The 23,042-nt window shown below is 31.3% G+C and carries 23 protein-coding genes; 18 read left to right on the top strand and 5 right to left on the bottom strand.

Annotated elements, in window-relative coordinates:
- Window positions 1-8: 8 nt before the first annotated feature.
- The 3 genes from QH639_RS05940 to QH639_RS05930 form a co-directional block, all read right to left on the bottom strand.
- The gene (locus tag QH639_RS05940) at window positions 9-809 is read right to left on the bottom strand and encodes a cytochrome c oxidase assembly protein (protein ID WP_237898837.1); all 801 of its coding nucleotides are present in this window, start codon (window positions 807-809) and stop codon (window positions 9-11) included.
- 13 nt (window positions 810-822) lie between these two features.
- Window positions 823-1,305: a DUF2243 domain-containing protein gene (locus QH639_RS05935; protein WP_281115803.1), complete on the bottom strand. Its 483-nt coding sequence runs from the start codon at window positions 1,303-1,305 to the stop codon at window positions 823-825.
- Between the two features lie 71 nt (window positions 1,306-1,376).
- Window positions 1,377-2,267: an endo alpha-1,4 polygalactosaminidase gene (locus QH639_RS05930; protein WP_281115802.1), complete on the bottom strand. Its 891-nt coding sequence runs from the start codon at window positions 2,265-2,267 to the stop codon at window positions 1,377-1,379.
- A 132-nt stretch (window positions 2,268-2,399) separates the two neighbouring features.
- Between QH639_RS05930 and QH639_RS05925 the strand changes: the two genes are divergently transcribed.
- From QH639_RS05925 to QH639_RS05845, 17 genes are all read left to right on the top strand, one after another.
- The gene (locus QH639_RS05925; RefSeq protein WP_131520959.1) at window positions 2,400-2,762 is read left to right on the top strand and encodes a hypothetical protein; all 363 of its coding nucleotides are present in this window, start codon (window positions 2,400-2,402) and stop codon (window positions 2,760-2,762) included.
- Between the two features lie 320 nt (window positions 2,763-3,082).
- The gene (gene abc-f / locus QH639_RS05920) at window positions 3,083-4,723 is read left to right on the top strand and encodes a ribosomal protection-like ABC-F family protein (protein WP_281115801.1); all 1,641 of its coding nucleotides are present in this window, start codon (window positions 3,083-3,085) and stop codon (window positions 4,721-4,723) included.
- 253 nt (window positions 4,724-4,976) lie between these two features.
- Window positions 4,977-6,008 (top strand): hypothetical protein, encoded by a 1,032-nt coding sequence (locus tag QH639_RS05915; protein WP_131520957.1) that lies wholly within the window; start codon window positions 4,977-4,979, stop codon window positions 6,006-6,008.
- A gap of 20 nt (window positions 6,009-6,028) precedes the next feature.
- Complete coding sequence (locus tag QH639_RS05910) at window positions 6,029-8,599, top strand: hypothetical protein (protein WP_281115800.1); 2,571 nt, start codon at window positions 6,029-6,031, stop codon at window positions 8,597-8,599.
- Entirely contained in the window at window positions 8,599-10,170 is a 1,572-nt protein-coding gene (locus QH639_RS05905) for a hypothetical protein (RefSeq protein ID WP_237898831.1), read from the top strand. Before QH639_RS05910 ends, QH639_RS05905 begins: the two co-directional genes overlap by 1 nt.
- Window positions 10,148-11,824 (top strand): YcaO-like family protein, encoded by a 1,677-nt coding sequence (locus QH639_RS05900; RefSeq protein ID WP_131520954.1) that lies wholly within the window; start codon window positions 10,148-10,150, stop codon window positions 11,822-11,824. Before QH639_RS05905 ends, QH639_RS05900 begins: the two co-directional genes overlap by 23 nt.
- A gap of 15 nt (window positions 11,825-11,839) precedes the next feature.
- Window positions 11,840-13,132 (top strand): hypothetical protein, encoded by a 1,293-nt coding sequence (locus QH639_RS05895; protein WP_131520953.1) that lies wholly within the window; start codon window positions 11,840-11,842, stop codon window positions 13,130-13,132.
- A gap of 46 nt (window positions 13,133-13,178) precedes the next feature.
- A complete protein-coding gene (locus QH639_RS05890) occupies window positions 13,179-13,961 on the top strand; it encodes a thiopeptide-type bacteriocin biosynthesis protein (RefSeq protein WP_281115799.1) in 783 nt (260 codons plus the stop codon).
- Between the two features lie 10 nt (window positions 13,962-13,971).
- The gene (locus tag QH639_RS05885) at window positions 13,972-14,694 is read left to right on the top strand and encodes a SagB family peptide dehydrogenase (protein ID WP_281115798.1); all 723 of its coding nucleotides are present in this window, start codon (window positions 13,972-13,974) and stop codon (window positions 14,692-14,694) included.
- A 2-nt stretch (window positions 14,695-14,696) separates the two neighbouring features.
- Window positions 14,697-15,497 (top strand): hypothetical protein, encoded by an 801-nt coding sequence (locus QH639_RS05880; protein WP_281115797.1) that lies wholly within the window; start codon window positions 14,697-14,699, stop codon window positions 15,495-15,497.
- Between the two features lie 10 nt (window positions 15,498-15,507).
- The gene (locus tag QH639_RS05875; protein WP_131520949.1) at window positions 15,508-16,407 is read left to right on the top strand and encodes an ABC transporter ATP-binding protein; all 900 of its coding nucleotides are present in this window, start codon (window positions 15,508-15,510) and stop codon (window positions 16,405-16,407) included.
- Window positions 16,400-17,191, top strand: coding sequence for an ABC transporter permease (locus QH639_RS05870; protein WP_131520948.1), 792 nt, complete (start codon window positions 16,400-16,402; stop codon window positions 17,189-17,191). The genes QH639_RS05875 and QH639_RS05870 overlap by 8 nt, the downstream gene beginning before the upstream one ends.
- A 183-nt stretch (window positions 17,192-17,374) precedes the next feature.
- A complete protein-coding gene (locus tag QH639_RS05865; RefSeq protein WP_131520947.1) occupies window positions 17,375-17,539 on the top strand; it encodes a thiazolylpeptide-type bacteriocin in 165 nt (54 codons plus the stop codon).
- A gap of 268 nt (window positions 17,540-17,807) precedes the next feature.
- Window positions 17,808-19,103 (top strand): sensor histidine kinase, encoded by a 1,296-nt coding sequence (locus tag QH639_RS05860; protein ID WP_281115796.1) that lies wholly within the window; start codon window positions 17,808-17,810, stop codon window positions 19,101-19,103.
- Window positions 19,100-19,849 carry a LytR/AlgR family response regulator transcription factor gene (locus QH639_RS05855; protein WP_259419956.1) on the top strand — a complete coding sequence of 250 codons (750 nt, stop codon included), beginning with the start codon at window positions 19,100-19,102 and terminating at the stop codon, window positions 19,847-19,849. The genes QH639_RS05860 and QH639_RS05855 overlap by 4 nt, the downstream gene beginning before the upstream one ends.
- A gap of 157 nt (window positions 19,850-20,006) precedes the next feature.
- The gene (locus QH639_RS05850) at window positions 20,007-20,573 is read left to right on the top strand and encodes an accessory gene regulator B family protein (protein WP_193767360.1); all 567 of its coding nucleotides are present in this window, start codon (window positions 20,007-20,009) and stop codon (window positions 20,571-20,573) included.
- Entirely contained in the window at window positions 20,566-20,715 is a 150-nt protein-coding gene (locus QH639_RS05845; RefSeq protein ID WP_131520943.1) for a cyclic lactone autoinducer peptide, read from the top strand. Before QH639_RS05850 ends, QH639_RS05845 begins: the two co-directional genes overlap by 8 nt.
- Before the next feature lie 463 nt (window positions 20,716-21,178).
- Here the strand turns inward: QH639_RS05845 and QH639_RS05840 are convergent, their stop codons facing one another.
- Window positions 21,179-21,670 carry an SRPBCC family protein gene (locus QH639_RS05840; RefSeq protein WP_281115795.1) on the bottom strand — a complete coding sequence of 164 codons (492 nt, stop codon included), beginning with the start codon at window positions 21,668-21,670 and terminating at the stop codon, window positions 21,179-21,181.
- A 135-nt stretch (window positions 21,671-21,805) separates the two neighbouring features.
- Between QH639_RS05840 and QH639_RS05835 the strand changes: the two genes are divergently transcribed.
- Complete coding sequence (locus QH639_RS05835; RefSeq protein ID WP_281115794.1) at window positions 21,806-22,171, top strand: YybH family protein; 366 nt, start codon at window positions 21,806-21,808, stop codon at window positions 22,169-22,171.
- Here QH639_RS05835 and QH639_RS05830 read toward each other — a convergent pair.
- Window positions 22,168-22,962: a sulfite exporter TauE/SafE family protein gene (locus QH639_RS05830; RefSeq protein WP_281115793.1), complete on the bottom strand. Its 795-nt coding sequence runs from the start codon at window positions 22,960-22,962 to the stop codon at window positions 22,168-22,170. The two genes, QH639_RS05835 and QH639_RS05830, sit on opposite strands and share 4 nt — an antisense overlap.
- Window positions 22,963-23,042: the final 80 nt, after the last annotated feature.

The raw sequence follows: 23,042 nt of genomic DNA, 5'->3' as shown, positions 1-23,042 counted from the left end.
GGGCGAGATTAGCGTGATGAAGTCGCTGCTTTGGGGTGAATACTATTCCTTGTGCTTTTAAACCATTGATAAAAGAGAATATACACAAGAAGGATTTCAATAGCATCTCCACCGTAGTACATGATCTTAGCACCTAGTTCTGCCTCTGTGGAGGGTACATGACGAGGCGGATTTGCAAAAATAAATTTTGCCAATATGGCATGAGCGGCCAATGCTACTACTAATGTAAGGGATCGAAAAACATAAGAGTATGAATGTGGAGTAGGATCAATATAAATAAAGGCAATAGTAAACAAATAACCCGCTAGAAAAATATGGAGATGAATGAATACATACAGTAGTATATGTTCATGCATCAAATTGAAAAGTGAGGTTGTATAGAGTAACCATAGACCTCCTACATTTAGAATAGATGCAATAATTGGATGACGTATAAAACGAACATACGGATTTTTTAGTGTCCGAGAGAGAAAACGTGCCTTGTTTACTGATAAGGTTCTTAACAGCAGAGTCATGGGTGCTGCTAAAGCCATAAGTAATGGTGCCAGCATGCCAAGCAATAAATGTCCTATCATATGTGCGTCAAAATGAATATGACTAAGAGCAGCCAATGGGCCGATTAATGTAATCAGAGCACAGACATTTCCAACAATCCAACAGATAGTACGGAAATGAGGCCATTGTTTTTTATATTGATTCGAAATAATAACAGCGAGGATATAGCCTATAAGAGCTAGAACAAATGGCAAGGCCAGTAGAAGCTGAACTATAATAGGAAAGTTTTGAGCATGAACATCGTGAGAATGCAAGATGCGCCACCTCCTATCGATCTTTTTGATTTGTTTGGAGCAGTAAGACAATACCGATAATTATTAATAGCACCGCCAATATGTTCCAAACGATATCATAGGGAAGTATTTCAACATTGTAACGAATTTGGTGAAGTTTCATGAATTTATGTTGTATAATTCCATCGTAAAGCTGAAATGAGCCTGCTCCAAGAAAAATACCGCCTAGCCATCTTTTTAGCCAAAACCCATGTTTTCTATGTAGATCAGCCAATAAAAAAGCAGATCCAATCGTAGCAAAAAAGCTGAATGCATGAAATAAACCATCCGAAACTAGTCCAATAGCTGCTGTAGACTTATCATAGAAATGATGCCAGTGTAATACTTGGTGAAAAATCACCTCATCTATAAATGCCACCACCCCAAGCCCAAATAAAATCCCAGTCCACATGTTACGCTGCTTATATTGAAAGCGATTTTCATGCTTAAGTTTTTGTTCTTCATACATATTCGTCATATCCAATCCTATCACCTCAAGCTGATTTTCTTTTAGTCTACCCCTGAGATGAGCTCTTAAACAAATATCCCTCAAAACAGTCGTTTGTCAGAGGGAAGTAAGGATGATTGCCAGCTATTATAGTAAGAACCAGCAGGACTGTAAAAGAATTTGAAATGATGCTTCTCAGCTAATGCACGGCTTTTTGCTTCTTCTTCAAAACCAATTGCCATCACCTGTGTACCAAATTTATTGCGTATGTGGACAAGCTGTTGCATCATATCGAGTGACCATTTATCTTTTCCTACCACAGGATACGAAAAATCCTCCCACATAATAAAATCAACATATGGTGCTGTATAATCGGCGAGTGTTTGAAATCCCCAATTTTGAGCAACAGATATATTTGGATGTCGTTTTTTGATTTGTTGGATAAAAGATAACATGGCTTCATTTTGCCACTTTTGTTCATATTCAGGTAAATAAGAATTGATATTACCGACCGTATCTAAAAACACGCCGTCTAAGCCTTTCTGAACAATTTGCTTCTTGACTTCTGCTAGTAAAATGTCTTGATAGTGCGTAGAAGTCATATCCATTAAATAAGAATCCCATTCGGCAAAATACATTTTTTCACCCTGTTTGTCTCGATAAAAGTCTTCTTCTTTCAATTGATGATAAAGTGCTGTATTCCATTTGTCTGCCTCCATAGCATTTATATAGCCGTACACTAAAGTACCGCTTTTTTGAGCATTGATGATATACTTCTGTTGCATTTCAATTGGTTCTACAATCACTAAATCTAACTTCATCATGCTCTTGCCAATGGCATCATTGCCTTTATCTAAGTAGTATTTGTAATCTTTCACATCAGCGAGTTTAGCTTGGATACTAGTGGAAGGAGATACTGGATTTTTAGCAAGCAACATCCACATCCCCCCTGCGATAAGCATGGCTAGTAAGGGTAATAATAATTTTTTCATAAGTACTCCTTTTTGAAAAATATCCCTTCCATTATACAGTAATAGGAAATGGATTACCTTCGATAAATGGGCAATGGCTCAACGGTGAATCGCCCTTTTACATATATTGAATAATGTAAAAGGAGGGTTTGTGTGTATAATAATCCATTTAGAGAAGATAATTTTAGAAGACCTGGTTGGGGAGATTATAATGATTTTGAAACAACGTCATTTGGGCCAAGTCATTTCGGACCCCCTCCAGCAGGACAAATGCCAATGAGCACACCGCCAGGTTTTTCGCCACCTATTCCAGCTTGGCGAGTAGGATCAAGTGGTATACGTTCCTGTTTGTTTAGAAATACGTATATTTGGATGAATAGTGGTAGAAGTTTTTGGTTTTTCCCAACAGCTGTAGGAAGGGAAATCATTGCTGGCTTCCGATGGAGCCGAAGATATGGCTGGTATTTCCGTACCATTTCAAGAAATCAAATTCGCTCCTATGAATGTTTTAGATAGACTAGGGAGTTTAATTTTTAAAAAAATGATGTTACAATGACGGTAACGATAAATGAAGGGAAGATGGGTGGCTAATGAATAACTAATCTTAATTTTTGTATAGGAAATTTTATATTCCACGAACAACAAAAATAGGATTAGTCTGCCCATTTTTCATAATAATTGCTTTATATTCGCAAACAACTGCTGATATTTAGCTACTCCAAAGATTGTTTTCACAATAATTTTGGAGCTTATTTGTGTATGATATTGTAGCGACTAATCCTTCCAAATGAATTGGAGGGATTTTTTTGTCCCTCCAACTGGAGAGGATGGATAATATGAAGGAACTTTTAAAATTACAGGATATACGTTATGAAATAAAGGATACATTACTATTTGAGCATGTGACAGGCACAGTAAAACAAGGTGAGGTCATCGGCATTATAGGGAGGAATGGTGCTGGGAAATCAACATTATTACAATTGATTCGAGGTGCATTATTGCCCACTAAGGGAGCAATACAGGAGTCACAGGCTTTAAAAATTTCATTTGTTGAACAGGAGCTAGCTCATTTTGACAAACTAGAAATATCCGCAAGAGAGGCTGATCTGCTGGCTAAGTGGCAGGTACCTAATGTGTCATTTGCAGCGTTAAGTGGGGGTGAAAAGCTGAAAATGCGTCTTGCAGAAGGTTTTTCCCAGAATGCTCAAATTTTATTACTTGATGAACCAACGAATCATTTAGATGAACGAAGTACCGCATTCCTCATCAGACAAGTACAAAACTATAAGGGGACAATCATCGTGGTATCACATGATCGCTATTTTTTAGATAAGGTTGCCACAAAAATCTGGTCTATTGAGGAAAAAAGCCTGATTGAACATGATGGCAATTATACAAGCTACATGGCTGATAGGGAACACCGACGATTAACACAACAACGTGCCTACGAGAAGCAGCAAAAAAACATTGAACGAATTGAGGCTCAAATGTCGGAACTGACGTCTTGGTCACAAAAGGGCCACGCCCAGTCAACAAAACTGGAAGGTTTTAAGGAGTACCATCGTGTGAAAGCAAAGCGTTTAGATTCTCAGGTGAAATCTAAGAAAAAGCGATTAGAGGCTGAACTTGCGAAGACAAGAGTGGAAGCCGTGGAGCCAGAAGCAGAGATTCGTTTTTCTTTAGGCACGAATCAACGAGTTGGCAAGCGCTTACTGGAAATCAAGCATTTATCTTTAAAATTTGGTGAACGCATACTATTTAACGATGTGAATATTACGGCTCAATTTGGAGATAAGATAGCTATCACAGGAAAGAATGGAAGTGGGAAAACAAGCTTTTTAAAAGTTCTTTTAGGCAAGCTAGAAGCTGAGGGTGAAGTATGGGTATCACCAGCTGCAAACATTGGTTATCTGACACAGGAAGTATTTGATTTACCACTTGATCAGACACCAGAGCAATATTTTTATCAAGACACATTTGAAGAGCGTGGAAAAGTCCGCAACTTGATGAAGAATCTAGGATTTACACAGGCGCATTGGACATCCGCCATAGGCAAAATGAGTATGGGAGAGCGCGTAAAGTGTAAGCTGATGGCCTATATTTTAAAGGATAAAAATGTTCTTATTTTAGATGAGCCGACAAATCATCTTGACCTACCTTCTCGTGAGCAGTTAGAGCACACACTTGCCCAATATAATGGGACATTGCTTGTCGTCTCCCATGATCGATACTTTCTACAAAAAGTTACGAATAGTGTTTGGGAGCTTCACAGTCAGCACCTCGAGAAAAAATGGACAGAAGTTACACCTGAAAAAGTGGATGATACAGCGGCACTTCGTTTAAAGCTAGAAACGGAAAGGCAAGAGATTTTAGGCAAACTGAGCTTTCTAACAGTAAAAGATAAGGACTACGCACTGCTTGACCAGAAGTTTAATGAGCTGACGAAGCTTATTAATGAGCTGAAAGTCAAATCCTAACACGACTTAAAATAAGACATCCTGAATTAATGGATGTCTTATTTTTATTTGTAATTATTGAAAGCATTAATGCTGAAAAGTTAATCCTAAATAAAAAAAATAATATCAAAAGTGCTTTTGATTATAAAAAATAGTGCACTTTTATAGTTAAATCATTTAATTAGGAAAAAAAATACTCTTGAATGAAAATAAACTATTATTAATTTACAAGGTAAGTCAAAACTATTTAAGCATATTGAAATGGGGAGGAAAAATGTCAATTAAAATATTTGATTACTCGTCTAGCAAATTACAATTAATGAACAAAATAGATAAGTTGATTTTGGAACAGAATATACTTGATTATTATTTTGATACAGATTGGCTGAATGGTCCTAGTATTGTTATTAATTTTCGAAGTATAGAAAGTGAAATGGATATTTTTAAGAAAATACAGGAGATCGTCAGTGAGTATAAGCGAAACAATCCATTATCAAATACAGAAATCCTAAGAAAAATGAAAAAATATGAAAAAGAACAAAAAAGACTTACGGATTTAGAGTTAAGAAATACTAAAGAAGTGGAAATGAAAGAGGATGGCACAGTACTCATAGAAAATAAAACGAAATCAGGAATATACAACTCTCCATTTCATGAAAATAGATTTTTAGAATACAGATACCAGTTACAGCCTATTCACAGTAAAATTCAAAAACTATTACCAACAATGGATGAAAAAAAAATAATGCACTTTTTCATTGAACAATTTAAATATATTTCTTTATTTTTTAATGGTGAAATAAAGGATGGATATATTTCCTATGTCTCACACGTAATTGGCTTTTTTTCTCGACTAAAGCTAGAAAATAAAAATTATGATCTAAAAGGGTATTTTGATTCGCTCTATTCAAATCTCTATAAAGAGACTCTTATTTTTACTTTAGAGGAGAGTTTAGTTTTAGAGGAATGGAAAAAACGTTGGGCTGAGGTCAATCTTCAGATGATAATGGATATTCCTTTTTATAAAGAAAGTGATACTAAATATTTAAACCTAGAGGATCAATATGAACATTTTATTAATAACATTAGTGAATTAAATAGCCCATTCCATAATCTTCTCTTAAGAAAAGATAACTTAAAAGAATTTATACTCTCTGATCAGATGCTTCATTATCGAAATGTAGTAAACCTATTTTACGTAACCCTGCCTTTATTCGAGCAAAATATGCTAAAAAAACACTTTTATGGATATTGTGTGATAAAGGATGTTCAAAAAGATTATGAGGATTTATTAATTCGTATTTAGATATGTAATGGAGGAATAAAATGGGGAAATTAAATCCATTTATTTTAGTAAGAAAAAATTCACTACCCAAAGCTTCAATCGAATTGAAAAGAGAAGGAAGTATAACTTTACTATTAAATAAAATAGAGAAAAATAATTCTCTTTTTCTAAAAAATAAAGAAAATACAATTGAACTACTTGAAAATCAAATTGCTTATTCTTTTGACAATAATCTACTGAATTTGAAACGTGTTATATATAACGAGCAATATAACAAATTTATTAACATTTTGAATAAGATTAAAGTTAGTTTAAATCCAGAGATGGAGCAAGCTCTTAAAGAACTTCATAAGTATTGGGAAAATAAACACCTATTAAATCAAAACTATAATCAATTATTTGAAAATCTAAGTGTAGAGAGTCGAGAGATTTTGCACGAGGCATCAAATAGTAAGATTATTCAAGATTATCTATTAATGATTCAACCCAATATTTATAAAAAGCTACAGTCATATAAAGAAATGAATGCAAAAGATCATAAGAATAAGGAAAGAAAGCTTGATGATACATTATATAAAGTGTTAGCTAGAGCTTCCTTAAAAACAAGTCCATTTGCGAATATGACAAGAGTTGGATTGGTAGAAAGAGCAAGTTCAAAAAAAGAGAAATTAGAAGAGGTAAGCGCAAATATAAATTTCTCGAATGAAGTTAAGATTAATTATACTTTCTTAAATCGATTGATTTTCGAGTTTCTCTTAAAAGAAGACAGCTTCTATTTTATTACTAATTATCGAACACCACCATTGTCAATTGAAATACAAGATAATGCTAATATTGTAAATTTTGTATCCACACAAGACGACAAAAAAAGCGTAAAAATCTTTGAAACAAGCGAGATTTTAAAAAAGCTTAAAATCCCTACAAAGTTAGCCGCTTTTTTAAAAGATAATAGTGTTAAGAAGAATTTCAATTTAAATGATATCTCATTAGTGTTAGACAATAAATTGAGTAATTTAGAGCTAATTGAACTTGCCAAGAAATATGTTGAGATTGGATTATTAGTTCCTACAATTGGATTTTCACAATTAGATGATAATGATTTCTTTTTGGAAATGAATGAGATCGGGAAAAAATTTCTGAACAAAGATAGCTTTAATAGACTTAATGACATCATTAATCAGCTAATTTTAACGAAAGAAAAACTACAATTTGTTGAGACGATTGAGGATAGAGATTGTATTTACAGAGAGTTGGAAGAATTTTTGGATAGCATTGAAGAAACAAAAAACATTAGTATGTCTGTAAATCATATTTATTATGAAGATGGTGTTCTTACTAATGAGTTTCCAGTGAACAATCTCTGCACCCAATCTGAAATCAATATTCTTAGTAATATACAAAAAATTACGTTGTTATTTGATGTTAGCCTGCGAATGAGGTTGGAACTAGGGGAAAGAGTTTTTCTTAGTGGTGTTCAATCGTTAAATAGCGATTTCTTTACAATATTATTTGAAACCTCTAAAGACATACTTTCTTACTGGTCAGATCCTCTTTACATAGGGAGCAATATCAAATCTAGTTGGATAAAAAAATTGGATTCATTAAAAATTAGATTTATTAATGATTTAAGAGAGTTAACCTCGGTTTCTAATCACACTATTGATATTACTAATCTCATCAATGAATATGTAGAAAAAATACCTAAGCAGTTAATTTTAAGAGCTGATCTATCTTCCAGTTTTTTTGTTCAAAAGAATGGTGAAAAATTGATTATTAACAATATTTATGATGGTCAAGAAAAATATAAGGCGAGGTTCATGGATTACTTTAAAGAGTTCCTTGAGCAAGATGCAGAATATAAAAAGTTTGAAGAAGAATATTATATGGATCAGGGTTACCACGAATATACTGAGAATTTTGGTTTTAATGGGAATGTTAAATCAATATTTTTACCAAATAGGGTAACAACAGTAGGGACTGGAAGAAAGAGATTTTCCACTATTGCAAAGAACTATTTAGAAATAGAGGAGTTAGGGATTAAGGTTGATCCGATTTGTAATTTTATTACTTTTTTTGAACGATCAACAAAAAAGGAAGTTAAAGTTTTGTACAGAGGGTCCTTAATTCCAACTGCTATGCCTGGTTATATTTCTACATTACTACAGCTTTTTTCATCAGGAAGAATGACCTTTAAGTTCTCTGATCTTTTATGTCATGAGTCGATTCCAAAACTAACAATAGGAAATATAGTTTTGAGCAGAAAGAAGGAGAGCTTAAGTAAATATAAGAATCTATTTTTAGCTAAGGATTTAGAAGCAGCAGAATACCATAAGAAGATAAACACCTTTTTCTGGAAAAATGATTTACCAACAAATTTCTTTGTGGTTGCAAAAAGAGATCTCTCTGATAAACAATTTAGATTTGTAGATTTTAAACCATTTTATGTTGATATAACTAACCCTGTATCTTTGAAAATCTTTGTTAAGGAAATTATAAAGAAATATCAAGATGAAGATTTTGAAGGTCTTTATATAGAGGAGAATCTAGGTAATGAAGGAAATTTTGCTATTGAATATGATCTAGAACTTTACAAAGTAGGTGGAAAAATTTAATGAATGAGAACATTTGTGTTTTAAATAGACAAAATGTGATGGTTTATAGAAAAGAGAGTGAAACAGTTCTTAAAACGAGCTATAAAAGCTTTAAATTTAGTATGTCGGATGACAAGCATTTAAAGTTATTAGATCTTCTAAATGATTCTATTATTGGTATCCCGTTAGAAATGGTGAATGATGAAGATAAAAAACTAATTAAAATGTTGAGTAAAAATGGAGTTTTACTTGTCTATAGAAAGGGAGGAATAGTAGATAAATGTAAGTCTTTAAAGTGGTTTCAAATTTTGTCCCAATATCTCCCGCCTGATTTTGATTTAGAGATAGTGTGTAAAGAAATAATGAATACTACAATCGTTTTAAGAAATTCTTTGAACGATAAAATACCAAAAATTAAGGAAATTTTTTCAGAGTTCGATATGTCTTTAGTTTTAACAGATCAAAAATTTTCGAATAATAATAAATTGTGCGTTTTGACAGATAATGAGCTTGATCCAAATCAAGATTGTGGGATATTAATTCAAAAATTCAATCAAGGTATTTCAGGTACAGTTCTTAAAGATTTGTATTATGAACCATTGGATAATGACTTATCTAGAATGATTAAAATATTTAGTCCTTTATATATTTTAATTTATACTATAAAAAAATTAGCAGGTTTCGGGTCTAATACATTTTATATGAATGAAGTAGGTAAGTTTACTGAAAATGATGTACAGCATCACATAGTGAATGTTGTGAGTACTTCTCAATCCCCACTTGTTCTACAAGAACAACAAAAAGATATTGAGAGAATTGAAAAATTTGAAATGCTTATACAAAATAAATCTTTAAAGATGAAAATAGCGAATCAATATACTGAATATTCCGATTTATTCCAAAGTGGTTTATCTACTTATGCCATTATTGATGAATTCCTTAATAAAGAGTACGTTATTGCAGGGTTAAATTTCGAAAAATCCGCTGTTGAAGCAATTAAATATGCAGTTAGATTACATTTTGAAAATGTCTCAGGTGGCAAGTGGCTAATTACCGAAAATGAAAATTATTTCTTAGATAAAATACTTCTGTTAGTTAATAGTCTTCCTGAAAAAGGTATTTTTACAAAGCTTAGTGGTGCTATTATGAACAATTTGAAAGTATTTAGGTCGTATGGTGCATTTTTAGATAATATAGAAATTTATATAGAAAAATTCGAAAAATCAAATTCCTATAAAGTTTATTTGAAAGATAATGATGGAAAAATGTTTGGTGACTCAAAAAAGTGTATTGATTTGTCTAAAAAAATAGAAGAAACTATTTTGAATTATTTGCTACATTATCACAATGATTTAGGTAGCAAAGTGAAAACGCCTTACTCGTTCTATGATAAAAATACAACTAGCCAAAATGATTGTGAAAATCTGCGAGAAATCCCATATGTATCTTCTCGATTATTTATAGAAAATGCGCTCAAACTTTTCAAAGAAAATGATATTCGATATGAAGAATTTGCATGGGATAGAGAATTTGAATTGCAAAGTTTAAATCTCTGCGCTCGGAGAATTGATGTTGGATCGTACGGAGGGTAGAGCTGTCATGAAAAATAGGGTTAACGAAATTATTTTAATTTCAAAAGAAAATGATTGGGAAAAATTTATTAAGAGTCAAATTATTAACAACACTAATTTTGAAATTGAAGAGAATTATCTCCCAAAAAATTATTTAGATAAATTATTTACTGAGTTACTGGATACTGAGTTGGCAGAGGGCTCTTATTATACTTTCAACTTGAATTCAAAAATATTTTCTAAGAGAAAAGTGTTGGATTTATCGCTTGTTACAAATGATGTTGATAAGTTTGGTGAGTTGAACAAAGTTTCAAAATTCGAATTTAGGACAAAAGAGTTTAATGAAATTGCGAAAGATCTAAAAGCCAATCATAGTTCTTTAGTTGACCCACTTGTAGGGATATTCAAAGGGCATTATAGAGGTATTGCGGATTCAATGCCTTTAATCGCCTTCGATGCAAAACTTGGCACTAGAAGCTTTGATGCATATGGTCGAGCAAATACTTATAAGAAAGCATATTTTACAGGTTTACTAGAGGGATTAGAGCGATTTCATTCTGTTGGTTCTATCCATACTCAAGCAATAATTGCTAGTGAAAAGGAATTAATAGATTCAGGTAAAGCTTTTGTGCCGTTCCAAAAGTTCTGTCATTATACATGGGAACATTACCGTTCCAGACATTTTGAACTTGGAATTTACTCACCAGAAAAACCAATTAGGTGGATTAATACGTATTCCGTAAAAGAAGAAAGGGAAATTCTAATTCCAGAACAAATAGCTTATTTTTCATCTGAACAAGTATTAATTGAGACAGATGAAGAGAAGTATATTTCTGAAACATCTAATGGTACAGCGGTAGGAAGTTGTTGGACCGAAGCGGCTATTGCTGGCATATTTGAATTGATTGAGAGAGATAGCTTTTTAGTCTATTGGTATACGAAATCATCCCCAATTAAAGTAACTAATTTGATGGAATGTCAGGATAAAGAGATCAAAATGATTCTGGGTTATATCAATATGATGGACTATGAACCTCATTTATTTGATATAACACTTGAATCAAACGTTCCCACTTATTGGCTTTTACTAGAATATAAAGGGGATGATCCCGATGCTCTTAGTTTCTATACAGCTGCCGGATCAAATTTAAATCCATACTCTGCTATTAAATCAGCGTTTGTAGAGGCAACAACTTCAATTAAAGTTTTCAAAGAGTATATGTATAAAAAGTATTCTATTGAAGAAATGGAAAAACTAAAAAGGGATTTTAATGAAGTGAAAAAGTTAGAAGATCATTTGTATTTGTACTCTTCAGAAACAATGAAACAGTATTTGGATTTTGCACTTAAAACGGGAAAGAATGAAGAACTTAAAAGTAATATGATGAAAAGACTTCCTGATGATAAGGAAATTTCACAATCTAAATTATTACATGATATAGTAAGCCGCATTACAGAGGATGAAAATGACATTTATATCACGGATTTAAGTACAAAGTTTTTAACTGATATCGGCTTATCATGTGTTAAAGTTCATATTCCAGAATATCAAAATATCGGGTTTGGTAGTCAATATCAAAATGTCAATCTTGAGAGGTTAATGAACGCTATAAAATTGAATAATCTGGATGGAAACTTAGATGATATTTATCAAGCACCACATCCTTTTCCATAACGTTGGAGGTAGATTATGAATAATATTGAATACGATTATTATAAAAGATATTCTGCATTAAGATATGATTTAGTGCATTTTACTCACGCTACTCCTTATGTGAAGAAACAATATTCTTTAAAAGGGGAATTTCTAAAGATTGAAGATTCATCTTTGTACAAATTAGTTTCAGGGATAGCAGAAGCAAGTTTAAAAATTAATCGATATGAAATTCTTTCAAGGTATCAAGACCATAATAATTCTCCTTCAACGAGGAACATGCACTCTTGCCAATTAATATTTATTATTGATAGTAAAATATTTTTCTATGATATGTACGAGGATAAATTCATTTTGCTTAGTTCAGAGAGTCAAAGTACCTTTTTAAAAAGTAAAATTTATATTATCGGATTTTCAGATATCTTAAATATCTCAAGATATTATGGAGAATTCTCTCTCTATTTAAGTATGTTAGATGCAGGGCATGTTTTAGGAAACATAAAAAATTTTTTAAGCTTTAATAAATTATCTTGGCAACAACACTTGTCTTTCAATTACTCAGTTGTTTTTAATAAGATTCTTAATATAGATGATTGCGTATATGGATCCTTTGTCATTGAATTAGAGAGGCCAAATGGTGAATTAAATTTGGGTCACTTTGAAAGAGGTATTGAGAGAAAACGGATAGCGGAAACAAAGTTTTTCAATGAAATCAAATGCTCAAAGCATATTACAGAAATTATTAGCAGTATAAACAATGGGGCGACTGACTTTCAATGTAAGCAGTACTATCCAATTGATTGCAACTTCCATTCTTCAGTTAACAGGAATTCTGCTCATAATATGGTAGGTAATTTCAATTTAAATTCAGATGTGATTTTAAACAAATTTGAAGTAGCTACTTGTCTTTCTAGATTAAATAAATTCAGGAATCTAATTAGCATGAACAAGATCAATTATTGTATTTTGGAACACCATCAAATAACTTTCCAAAATGGAGTCGTTTGGGACAAGGAAGTCGAATTTTCTAAGGTTCTTTATAATGATCATCAATTTTTTGATCTTAATACATTTAATAAAGTTGTTGTCTTTTACACAGAAGATAAAAATATAGTTCGGAAAGGTCTATTACCGATTCTTCTCTCAGCTGGAGAATTGATGCAAGGCTTTTGTCTATACGCTGCAGAAACAGGTAATGCTTTTCGACCAATGAAGAATCATCATGACTCATATTTAAAAAAGTTATTAGAGTTAAATGATGATTCAGAGATTAATTATATTGGAGTGCTTTGTAGCTCACCTATTCAACAAATAAAAATGACTACTTAGGGTAGAGCGATCTTAATAACACAATATGATGGGAGAGGTGAAAATCATGTGGCATTCATTCCATGTATATATTCATGATTACAAATTATTAGATGAATATTTACAAAGTGAATTTGAACATCTTATCTGTAATAATTTGCAAAGTGATATTGACTATTTTTTTATTAGATATTGGTTAGGTGGTCCTCATATCAGATTGAGAATCAAAGAAAATGTAGACTTTGATGCAAAGATCTTTTTAAAAATATTAAAAAAATCGGTGGATAATTTTTTGTCCTATAAAACGCCAGTACTAATTGATAGAGAAAAATTTTATACACCTGAAATGCTAAAAGGAGAGGGGATCACAGAGGTATTCTGGAAAGAACACGGTACTGTGGAATTGGATGAGTATAAACCAGAAATTCCACGATATGGTGGTGAAAGAGGGATATATTACGCTGAAAAGCTATTTGTACAAAGCTCTAAACTTGCACAAAAATTAAATAAGATGAGTTTTTCCAAAAGGTTATTTGCAGCAATCGATCTCCTATATTTCTCATTTGAAGTAAAAGATAAAACTGAAATGGCACAAAAATATTGTGATCTATGGGAGATATATCATAAAAATGAATCGAGCCTAAAAATGATTACCTCCTTAACTTCCAGAAGAGTTTCATATCTCAAAGAAAACCGAGATAAAGCATTTAAAATATATGAAGAATATATCGACTTATTGAAGAATAATCCGACTAAAATAATGTTTTCTCACATTCATATGACAAATAATCGAATTGGTGTTTACCCAGAATTAGAGTATTGCATTGCTAAAAGCATCCAATTAGCTTAAGGAGTTAAAAATGATGAGAAATAATATGAATTCGACAGTTTTATGGGATACAGAGGTTGACAGATCTTTATTAAGAAGAACATTTCATTCAAAAACAATATCTAGAAAAGATTACACCTCAGTACAAATAAAGAAGGTCAAAACAAAAAAAAAATGGGAGACGAAACCAGGGATTTTTCTTCATAAGAGAGCTCCTCAAAACGATATTGAAAAGCTATTGGTAAATAGAAGAACACGGAGATATCCATCAAATAGAGAAATAAATATACAAGATATCTCTGAGATATTACAATTTGCTGCTGGGATAACTGATGAGAAAAACAAATACTTTTCCTATCCCTCTCCGGGTGCTTTATATCCATGTACTCTTTTTCTTAGTATTAATTTAGCTGGTTTCAAAGAAAAAATTTATAGATATAACCCATATAAACACCAATTAGAAGAATATGCTGACGCATCAATAAGAAGTGCCGATTCAATTATCATTGACATCAATCTAAAGAAATTTCCTGTAAAGATTTTCTTTACAAGTGATTATCAGCTCTTAGAAGAGAAGTATGGGGAATTATCATATCGTTTATTAAATCAAGAAATAGGACATATCGCACAAAATATTTCGTTATATTCAGAATTTGTAGGGTTAAATACTACCTGTATTGGTGGATTTTATGAGGAAGAGTTTAAAAGATATATTCCTGAATACGACCTATTATATGCAATGGTGGTGGGCTAAATATGTATATGGTATTAGATTCTGAATATCGTTTATTCAAGGATTTTAATAAAATTTATATTGAACATATATTTAATAAGAAAATCATTGAATTATCCCTTAAAGAAAAAATTAATTTAGATTATTTTAAAAGAACATTGTATTTTGGTACAAATTTAAACTTTTTGAGTAACTCAAAAAAGAAAGAAGATCAATTAATCATTTATTTGTTAAAAAAAGAAAATCATATCTTCTTATTATCATCAGAAATAAAAGATATCAATCGCGAACTTAATTGTAGAAGTCTTTATATGATCTGTGACGAGGTAGGGACCTCCCGTGAAAAACTTTTAGATTTTAAAAACACTATGAGCAACACTGGCATTGATATTATCGGAGATAGTAGTGGTAGTCTATCTAGTTATTTGAAAGATAATGGATTCTTGGTTAATAAATCTAGAATCGTTGGTTATAACAAAATATTGATTGTAGAGAGAAGCTCAATAGTAGCACCAGTAAAAAGTCTTTTCAAAGATTACAATTGTATACTTCCATATTCTGTTGTCGACATGTCGATTGGTCCCTGTCTATTTAAGAATGATCAGAATCTTGATGATTATAATCTTTTAATTGAGGATAGTGAAACAAATAGAATTCCATCTCAAGCTAACTTAACATCCATGTACTCACTAATAATAAATACTGTTTTGTACTTAATAAATAATGTTCATCAGGAATTATACATCGATGCGGGTTTACCTATTAATAGAAAATTCAAATTTAGTCTACCCGACATGGGATTGAGGGCTTTCTCGCAAGATTAGGAGGTAAAAAATGAATGTAATAGAGATTAAGAATGTTTCAAGAGAAATAGAAGGTAGAAAAATACTGAAAGATATCAACCTAGATATAAAAAAGGGAGAAATAATAGCAATTTTAGGACATAATGGTGCAGGTAAAACTACATTAGTTAATACAGTTATGAAATTAGTTAGACATTCGGGGGCTATTGAATATTCCTTTAACGAAAAGGAGTTATATAAAAAAATAGCATATCAGATGCAGACTTCATCATATGAAGACGAGGCTAAAGTTCTGGAAGTGTGTCTTCTCTATAAACAAGTCCTTCAAAGCAAAATCGATATACAAGAATTATTACGAGAATTTGATTTAGATAAATTTCAGCATTCTTATATTAAAAATCTATCTGGTGGTCAAAAACAATCACTCTCAATTTTGCTCACATTAATAGGTGAACCAGAGGTGCTCATTTTTGATGAATTAACAACAGGTTTAGATTCACTTAAACGAAGAAATATTTGGGATACTATTAAGAAAATTAATAAGTACAGTGGTACTACGATTATTCTAACAAGCCATTTTCTTGACGAAGTTGAGTATTTAGCAGATAGAGTTGTAATTATGAATCAGGGGAAAATAGAACAAATTGGAACTGTTTTTGATATAGTGAATGTCCAATTTAAGGATACTAAAAAAATGGAATTTGAAACTGTGTTTCTAGAAAATCTGGAAATCATTTTTGAACGGAAAGTAAAAGTTTCTAATAATAAAGTTTCTTTTACGTATAGAAGTAACGAGGAAGAAGATATTTATAAAAAAGTGAAGAAGATAGCTGGAACTAATATTGTTATGAAAAACTTTTCATTCGAAGATGCCTTTTTGCAAATGTTAGGTTATAAATTGGTGAATGGAGGAGAGATACTAAATGACTAATTTATTAAATCTTTCACAGTTTCAAATCAAATTACTTTTTCGAAATTATAAAGGATTGATCTTGGGATTTTCTCTACCCATTATAATGTTTTTTATATTCGGTAATTTATTATCTGAATATTCTATTTACGATGGCATGCCATTAAATAATGCCTTAGTTCCAGCGTATATACCTATTATTATTATTAACGGAGTATTGGTCATTTTCGGACAGAATTTTCTAGTTTATAAAGAACAGGGTAATCTCTTGAAATATAGGCTTCTAGGAATTAGCGAAATTACTGTAGCTACCAGCATATATATTGCCACATTTATTTTCCAAGTATTAGCAGCGATAACTCTAATTATATTTGCGTATTTAACTAAAAATGTAGAATTTCCTTTTGAGAGTATACTGAAAATTTTGTTAGCCTTTGTGATTATTAATTTTTTTGAATTTGCTATTGTGTATTTTGTTACATCTTTTATTAATAAGAGCACTACTTATCAGAGCTTATCATTAATAATTTTTTATTTCCAAATTTTCTTAGGAGGTCTTACTTTTCCTCCAGAGATGTTCCCATCTTTTTTAAAGGAAGCTGTTTATATTTTTAATCCAATTATTTATGGGTTAGAAATGATGCGAAGTTTTTGGTTGCTAGATGGATCAATCTTGGACAATCTTAAAGAAATATCTGTACTAATTGGATGGGCAATATTCTTTATTACTTCCGGAATGATTGTAAATTATAGGAAGAAAATAACGTATAAAAGTAATAAATTGTTAATATTTCAAGGTGAATAAGTCAGGAATAATAGGACTTCAATCAAACTTCGTATTGTTGTTATTGATAAATATATGACATGAATTTAGTGAATGTAAAAAGCAAGAGTGCTACTAGAAACTGTTATTAATGTTAATGGCTGCTCAACATATAGCTCTAGCTCATGTTGTTCATCATAAATAAAAAAAGTGGAGGAAAAACTTATGAAAAAAGAAACACTTATGGAAGAATTATTCTCAGATATTGAGGACATGGACTTTGTAGAAATCAATGAAGCAACAGCACTACCAGAAACAGCGGCAACAAGCGGATCAATGATAAGTAATGGCTGCTCAACATGTGGCTCTAGCTCGTGTTGTTCATCATAAATAAACTATCAAAAACACTAGCTCAAAATTTAGGCTAGTGTTTTTCTTTTTGTCAAAAGAAGTTATTAAATATGAAGTAAAATAATCGAAAAGTTATAATTACTCATTGTAAATAATCACACTTTATACTTATCACCATTATGTTGAAGTGTTTACATTTCATCAAATACAGACTATAATAAACGGAAAAATGAGAATAGTTTCCATAAAAATATATTCCTTACATTGTTTTTGATTTGGATTCTTCTGGTTAAAGGTGAGTGAGAAAGTGAACACTATTTTTTCGGTTGAGTTTGTAGGACTGTTTTTACAATATTTTTTTATTTTTTTATGTGGTGGTTATTTAATAAGAGTAGCGAACAAAAAAATATACATATTAATTACCTTTATATCTGTATTTTTTATAAGTATGGTTTATTTTAAGCTAAATGTACTTGCTACTGGAGTTCTATGGGGAGTACTATCATTAATTTTAATAAGATATTCTAGAAAAATTGATCTTTCCTTTTTTGCATCATCAATGTCCATTCTATTATATATTTTATCGGATTACATAATTGTTTACCTATTAAGTTCTGTTGAATTAATGACAAATCTTGTTTTTCGTTTCATAGTTGGGACATTTCTCTATCTAGGTATTATTTATTTATTAAAAAAGATCATAGATAAATATACATATTATTTTAAAAGTACTAGTTTCCCTTTGATGATTTCCGCTGTCGCTTCTTCATTAACGGTGATAATTTATTTGGTGATAATTTCTATAGAGAGAGCTATAGAAAGCGGGATCTCTATGGAAAAGACAAATTCAGTGTTCATTGTTGCGTATGCCCTTGTTTCAGGTTTAGTTTGTTTAGCGATCATTTACGCAAAGAATAAAATGTATGTAGCAAGAGAAAAACAAAAAGAGTTGACATATCTCTTAGAATACTTAGATCAGATAGAGAGTAATTATAATGAAATGAGAAAATTCAAACATGATTATATGAATATCTTGATTTCAATTGAAAGCTTCTTAGAATCTAATGATATTCAAGGGTTAAAAAAGTATTATTATAATGAAATAAAATGGACATCACAAAACTTTGATCGAAACTCATTTAAATTGTCCCAATTAAGTAATTTACAAGTAAAAGAATTGAAAAGTTTATTGGCCAATAAATTAATGGTATCGCAAGAAAAAGGTATAGATACCGAAATCGAAATGAGAGAAAAAATAAAAAATATACCGGTTGACTCCGTTGTTTTAGTACGTTCCTTAGGGATTATCCTAGATAATGCCATTGAAGCTGCTGAGGAAATAAATAATGGAAATATCAGAGTTGCTATAGTAAAAGATAATCAAGTTATAAAAATAATAGTAGCAAATTCTTGTCATAAGGACATACCTAAACTTTTTTTATTGAAAAAAGAAGGTTTTTCTACAAAAGGAGAGAATCGTGGTTTGGGTTTAGGTAACCTAGATCAGTTATTGAGTAAAGCTAAAAACATAATTCTTGAAACTAAAATTGAAAGAGATGTATTTACTCAAATCCTTACTATTAATGGGGAGGTGAGAGTATGATAAAAGTATTTGTGTGTGAGGATAATGAAAAACAAAGAAATATTATATCTAATATAATTCAAAATTATTTAATAATGCAGGATTATGATATGAAGTTTGAACTTTCAACAGAAAATCCTAATGACATCATATCCTATTTGGAGCGTAATAAACTAAACAATGGCTTATATTTTCTAGATGTTGAGTTAAACTCAGAAATGAATGGAATTTCTTTGGGGGTAGCAATTAGGAAGTTAGATCCTTCTGCAAAAATAGTTTTTATAACAACTCATACAGAATTAACATATTTAACTTTCCTCTACAAAGTAGAAGCAATGGATTATATACCAAAAGATAATCAAAAAATTATGCAAAATAAAATTATTGAATGTATAGATGTTGTAATGGAGAGATACTTAAATTCAGGGGCTTTGATTGATGATAATATTGTAGTTAAAGCTGGTGAAACGAGTATAAGATTAAATGTAAATGAAATTTATTTTATTGAGTCTTCCTCTGTTCCACACAAGCTAGTTGTTCATCTGAACAATAGGACAATAGAGTATTATGGAAAGATAAAAGAAGCTGAAAATTTAAGCCCCAAGTTTTACAGATGTCATCAATCTTATGTTGTAAATATTGATAGTATTCAAGAGATAAATAAAAAAAATAGAACAATAACGATGAAAGACGGAGAAACGTGCTATGTTTCCACTCGATATTTAAAAGAATTACTTAGAAAGTTTGAATCTTCTATAAAAGAATAATAAAAAGTGCACTTAAATTTTCAAAAGTGCACTTTTTTATTTGTTTAGATAACACTTTTTACTTTAAATATATGTTTTAAGAAAATTTAATCATCATTAAATAATACGATGTAGAATCAGTTTAAAGAGAAGGGGGAGGCTAATGAGGAATCTATCGATGGAAGAAAAACTATCATGCTATTTAACAGATATTATCAATAAAAATATTCAATTAAGTAAAATGGAATTAGCAAAGATAAATTATGGCATAGCCACTCTTTTGATCAACCTAATAAAGGTGAGCTTAATTTATAGCGTATCTATTATGTTAGGTGTTGTAAGTGAAACCTTAGTTTGTCATTTGGTTTTTTGCATAATGAGAAGATATTGTTATGGGCTACATGCTAAGTCAAGTATTGTCTGTTCGATAATCGGAGTATTGTACTTTTCGATTGGTCCTTTTATTGTACTAAATTACTCGTTTAGTATTACTCGAGAGTTAGTAATATTACTCGGAATTATTTTTGAAATTATTATTTATTATAAAGTTCCAGCTTATACGAATAACAGCAGAGTTGGTGACTCAAAAGAGAAAAGAAAGAAAGCGTTGATTATTAACTTCCTTATAATTTGTGGAATACTAATGTTAAATGATGAACAATTAAGGCTTATTTCATTTATGGGGATTTTTTTATCAATACTTCTTACAATACCTATAAAAAAAGGAGATATGACTAATGTTTGAACTAAATGCTATCAAAGTAACAAAGGAAAAATTGTGTTTGTTTTTTGCTATACTTGCTATAAGTATTGGAGAGATGGCTATAAATAACTGTTGTCTTTTAGGGATCTATGAGCCTTCATTACCTGAAGAATTAAAAAAATAACGATTTATTCTGCTAACGGATAGTAAGTATCTAAAATATTTACTGAAGCGATTAGGAGGTAAAGAAAGCTGAAAAATAACAAGAAGAACCCATATTCTAATGAGAAAAGAAAAAAGAATAGAGATTTAAAGTTAAGTATTACATATGGTTTAATTAGTTTTCTAGTGATCATAACTAGTTGGACAGTTGTAATTGCGATAACTAATGGCGACATTGATATGTTACAGATTAATTTTGATAGATTACTTAAAAATATAAGCAGTTACACTTTGATGTCTTCTTTATTTGCTGGATTAATCATTAGTGGAGTATTTTATTTTTATATATTTCCAAGAAAAACACACAACTCAATAAGTAAAAGGTAGATTTTGTAAGTATCATGAGAGATACCTATATGATAAGATTTTGATTAAAAATATAACTCCTGAAGCATTTTGCTAAAGGAGTTTTATACATTATAGATTTAGATTTTTTCAGTCTTAATCACAAGTTGCTTATAGTTTGTAAAACATTTTTGCCATTCTTTCATCGGAAACTCTTCATGTATAGTTCCGCTTAAAAAGTCTGTTAGTTGGTTTAGGCATATATGCCACCCTGCTAAATCCTTCGGTGTATGCTCTGTCAGCTCTTGAAGTGTCTCCACTACTACCAATAATGAACCATCGTCAGTAGAAGATAGTTCAAATCTCACCGTATCTGTTCCCCAATCAAATTCTAGTACTTCTTTCTCAGCATAATCTGTGATGGTTATTTCCTCAAAGGTACCTGTTCCATCATTCATATTAAAATGTATTTTCCCGTTCTTACGAAGATCAATGATTTCTAGATTACTCATCCACTTTTGTAGGCTTTCATTGTTAGTAAGCACTGCCCAAACGGCATCTACTGAATGTGTCAGTGTTCGTTTGAATGTTGCAACATGACGATTGGATTGTTTTTCAATAGTAGCTAACATAGACATCCTCCATCTTTATTGTTTTGACTTCATTATAGGTGTTCTTCATTAGCTGTCCAAGCAGAAGGTCATTCAACAATTATTATTTCTAAGAAGTCAATCTTAGGATAATATTGTTAAACAGGGGGAGTGAAGATGACACATCAACAAGCATTAGAACGTTATATACAAGCTACAAATACACATGATTTTAATGAAGTTAAGGCTATTTTGCATCCACAAGCGGTTTATTGGTTCTCCGATAAAACTTGCACAACTACAGATGAGATTGAGGCTTATTTCAAGCATGCATGGAATGTCATTAAAGAAGAGGTTTATTCAGCTACTGATGTAAAATGGTTAACCGTTGATGAAAAGACGGCTACCTGTCTTTATACATATCACTATGAAGGCTATCATAACGAAAAGTTTGTATCAGGTAGCGGTAGAGCGACAAATATTTTTACGTTAGTTAATGATGAATGGAAGATCATTCATGAGCATTTGAGTATTGGTCATTAAATTATTTTCAATGTAACCTGGACAAGCAACAATGTAATAATCAGCGTTAGTAGTATTTTGGCTATTTTTAATGGAATGTATGGGAGCACTAGGAGACCTAATTGGGAGCCTATAATGGAGCCAAGTGCCATAGCAATCGCATAGTGCCATTGAATAAAGCCAGTGTGATAAAACACAATAAATGCTCCTGTACAGCTCCCAAAGAGGAGTACTCGAGTGAGCTGTACAGCCTTTATGTAAGTATGATGAGTACGTAGATAGTGTAAGATGCTAAATGTCGAAGAGCCAGGGCCGAAACCACCATCATACATGGCGATGAAAAATGGTTGCCAAAAATGAGGTGCTTGATGTTCTAGCGAATCAGGAACTTCCGTCCACGCCTTATTTTTTAAAGTTACGACTAAAGCCAAAAGAAGTAGTACACAGGCCATATAGTTCATAGTTTGCTCAGACAGCGAAACCGCTAAAAGTGAGCCGCAAATCCCCCCAACAATAGCAAGAGCTATATATTTGATGATAGATGTGGGATGTAGCTCCTTCTGGTAGAGAAGATAGAATATACTGGTTAAAGCCGAAATGCCTGTCGAAAATTTGTTTGTGGCAATACTTGTTTGAATTGGGATACCGACAAGCATCATAGCAGGAAGCGTAATCAGTCCGCCGCCTCCCGCAAGTGTACCAATAAAAGCAGCAACTATTCCGATACATATGAGTGTTAAAGAAATGTTTGTATAGAAAAGTCCAACTAAGCTAAGTAGTACAAATAATAACAGCATGATCATTTTATTCATAAGCTTCTCCTTTCACTTTATTAGCTTTAGGGTAAATGGTGTTAATGTATAAATCTAATATATAATTTTTAGTGATTTAT

This window comes from Lysinibacillus sp. 1 U-2021 (assembly GCF_029916965.1).
GTDB classification, from domain to species: domain Bacteria; phylum Bacillota; class Bacilli; order Bacillales_A; family Planococcaceae; genus Lysinibacillus; species Lysinibacillus capsici.
This window is presented reverse-complemented; position numbering and strand designations above follow the sequence as displayed.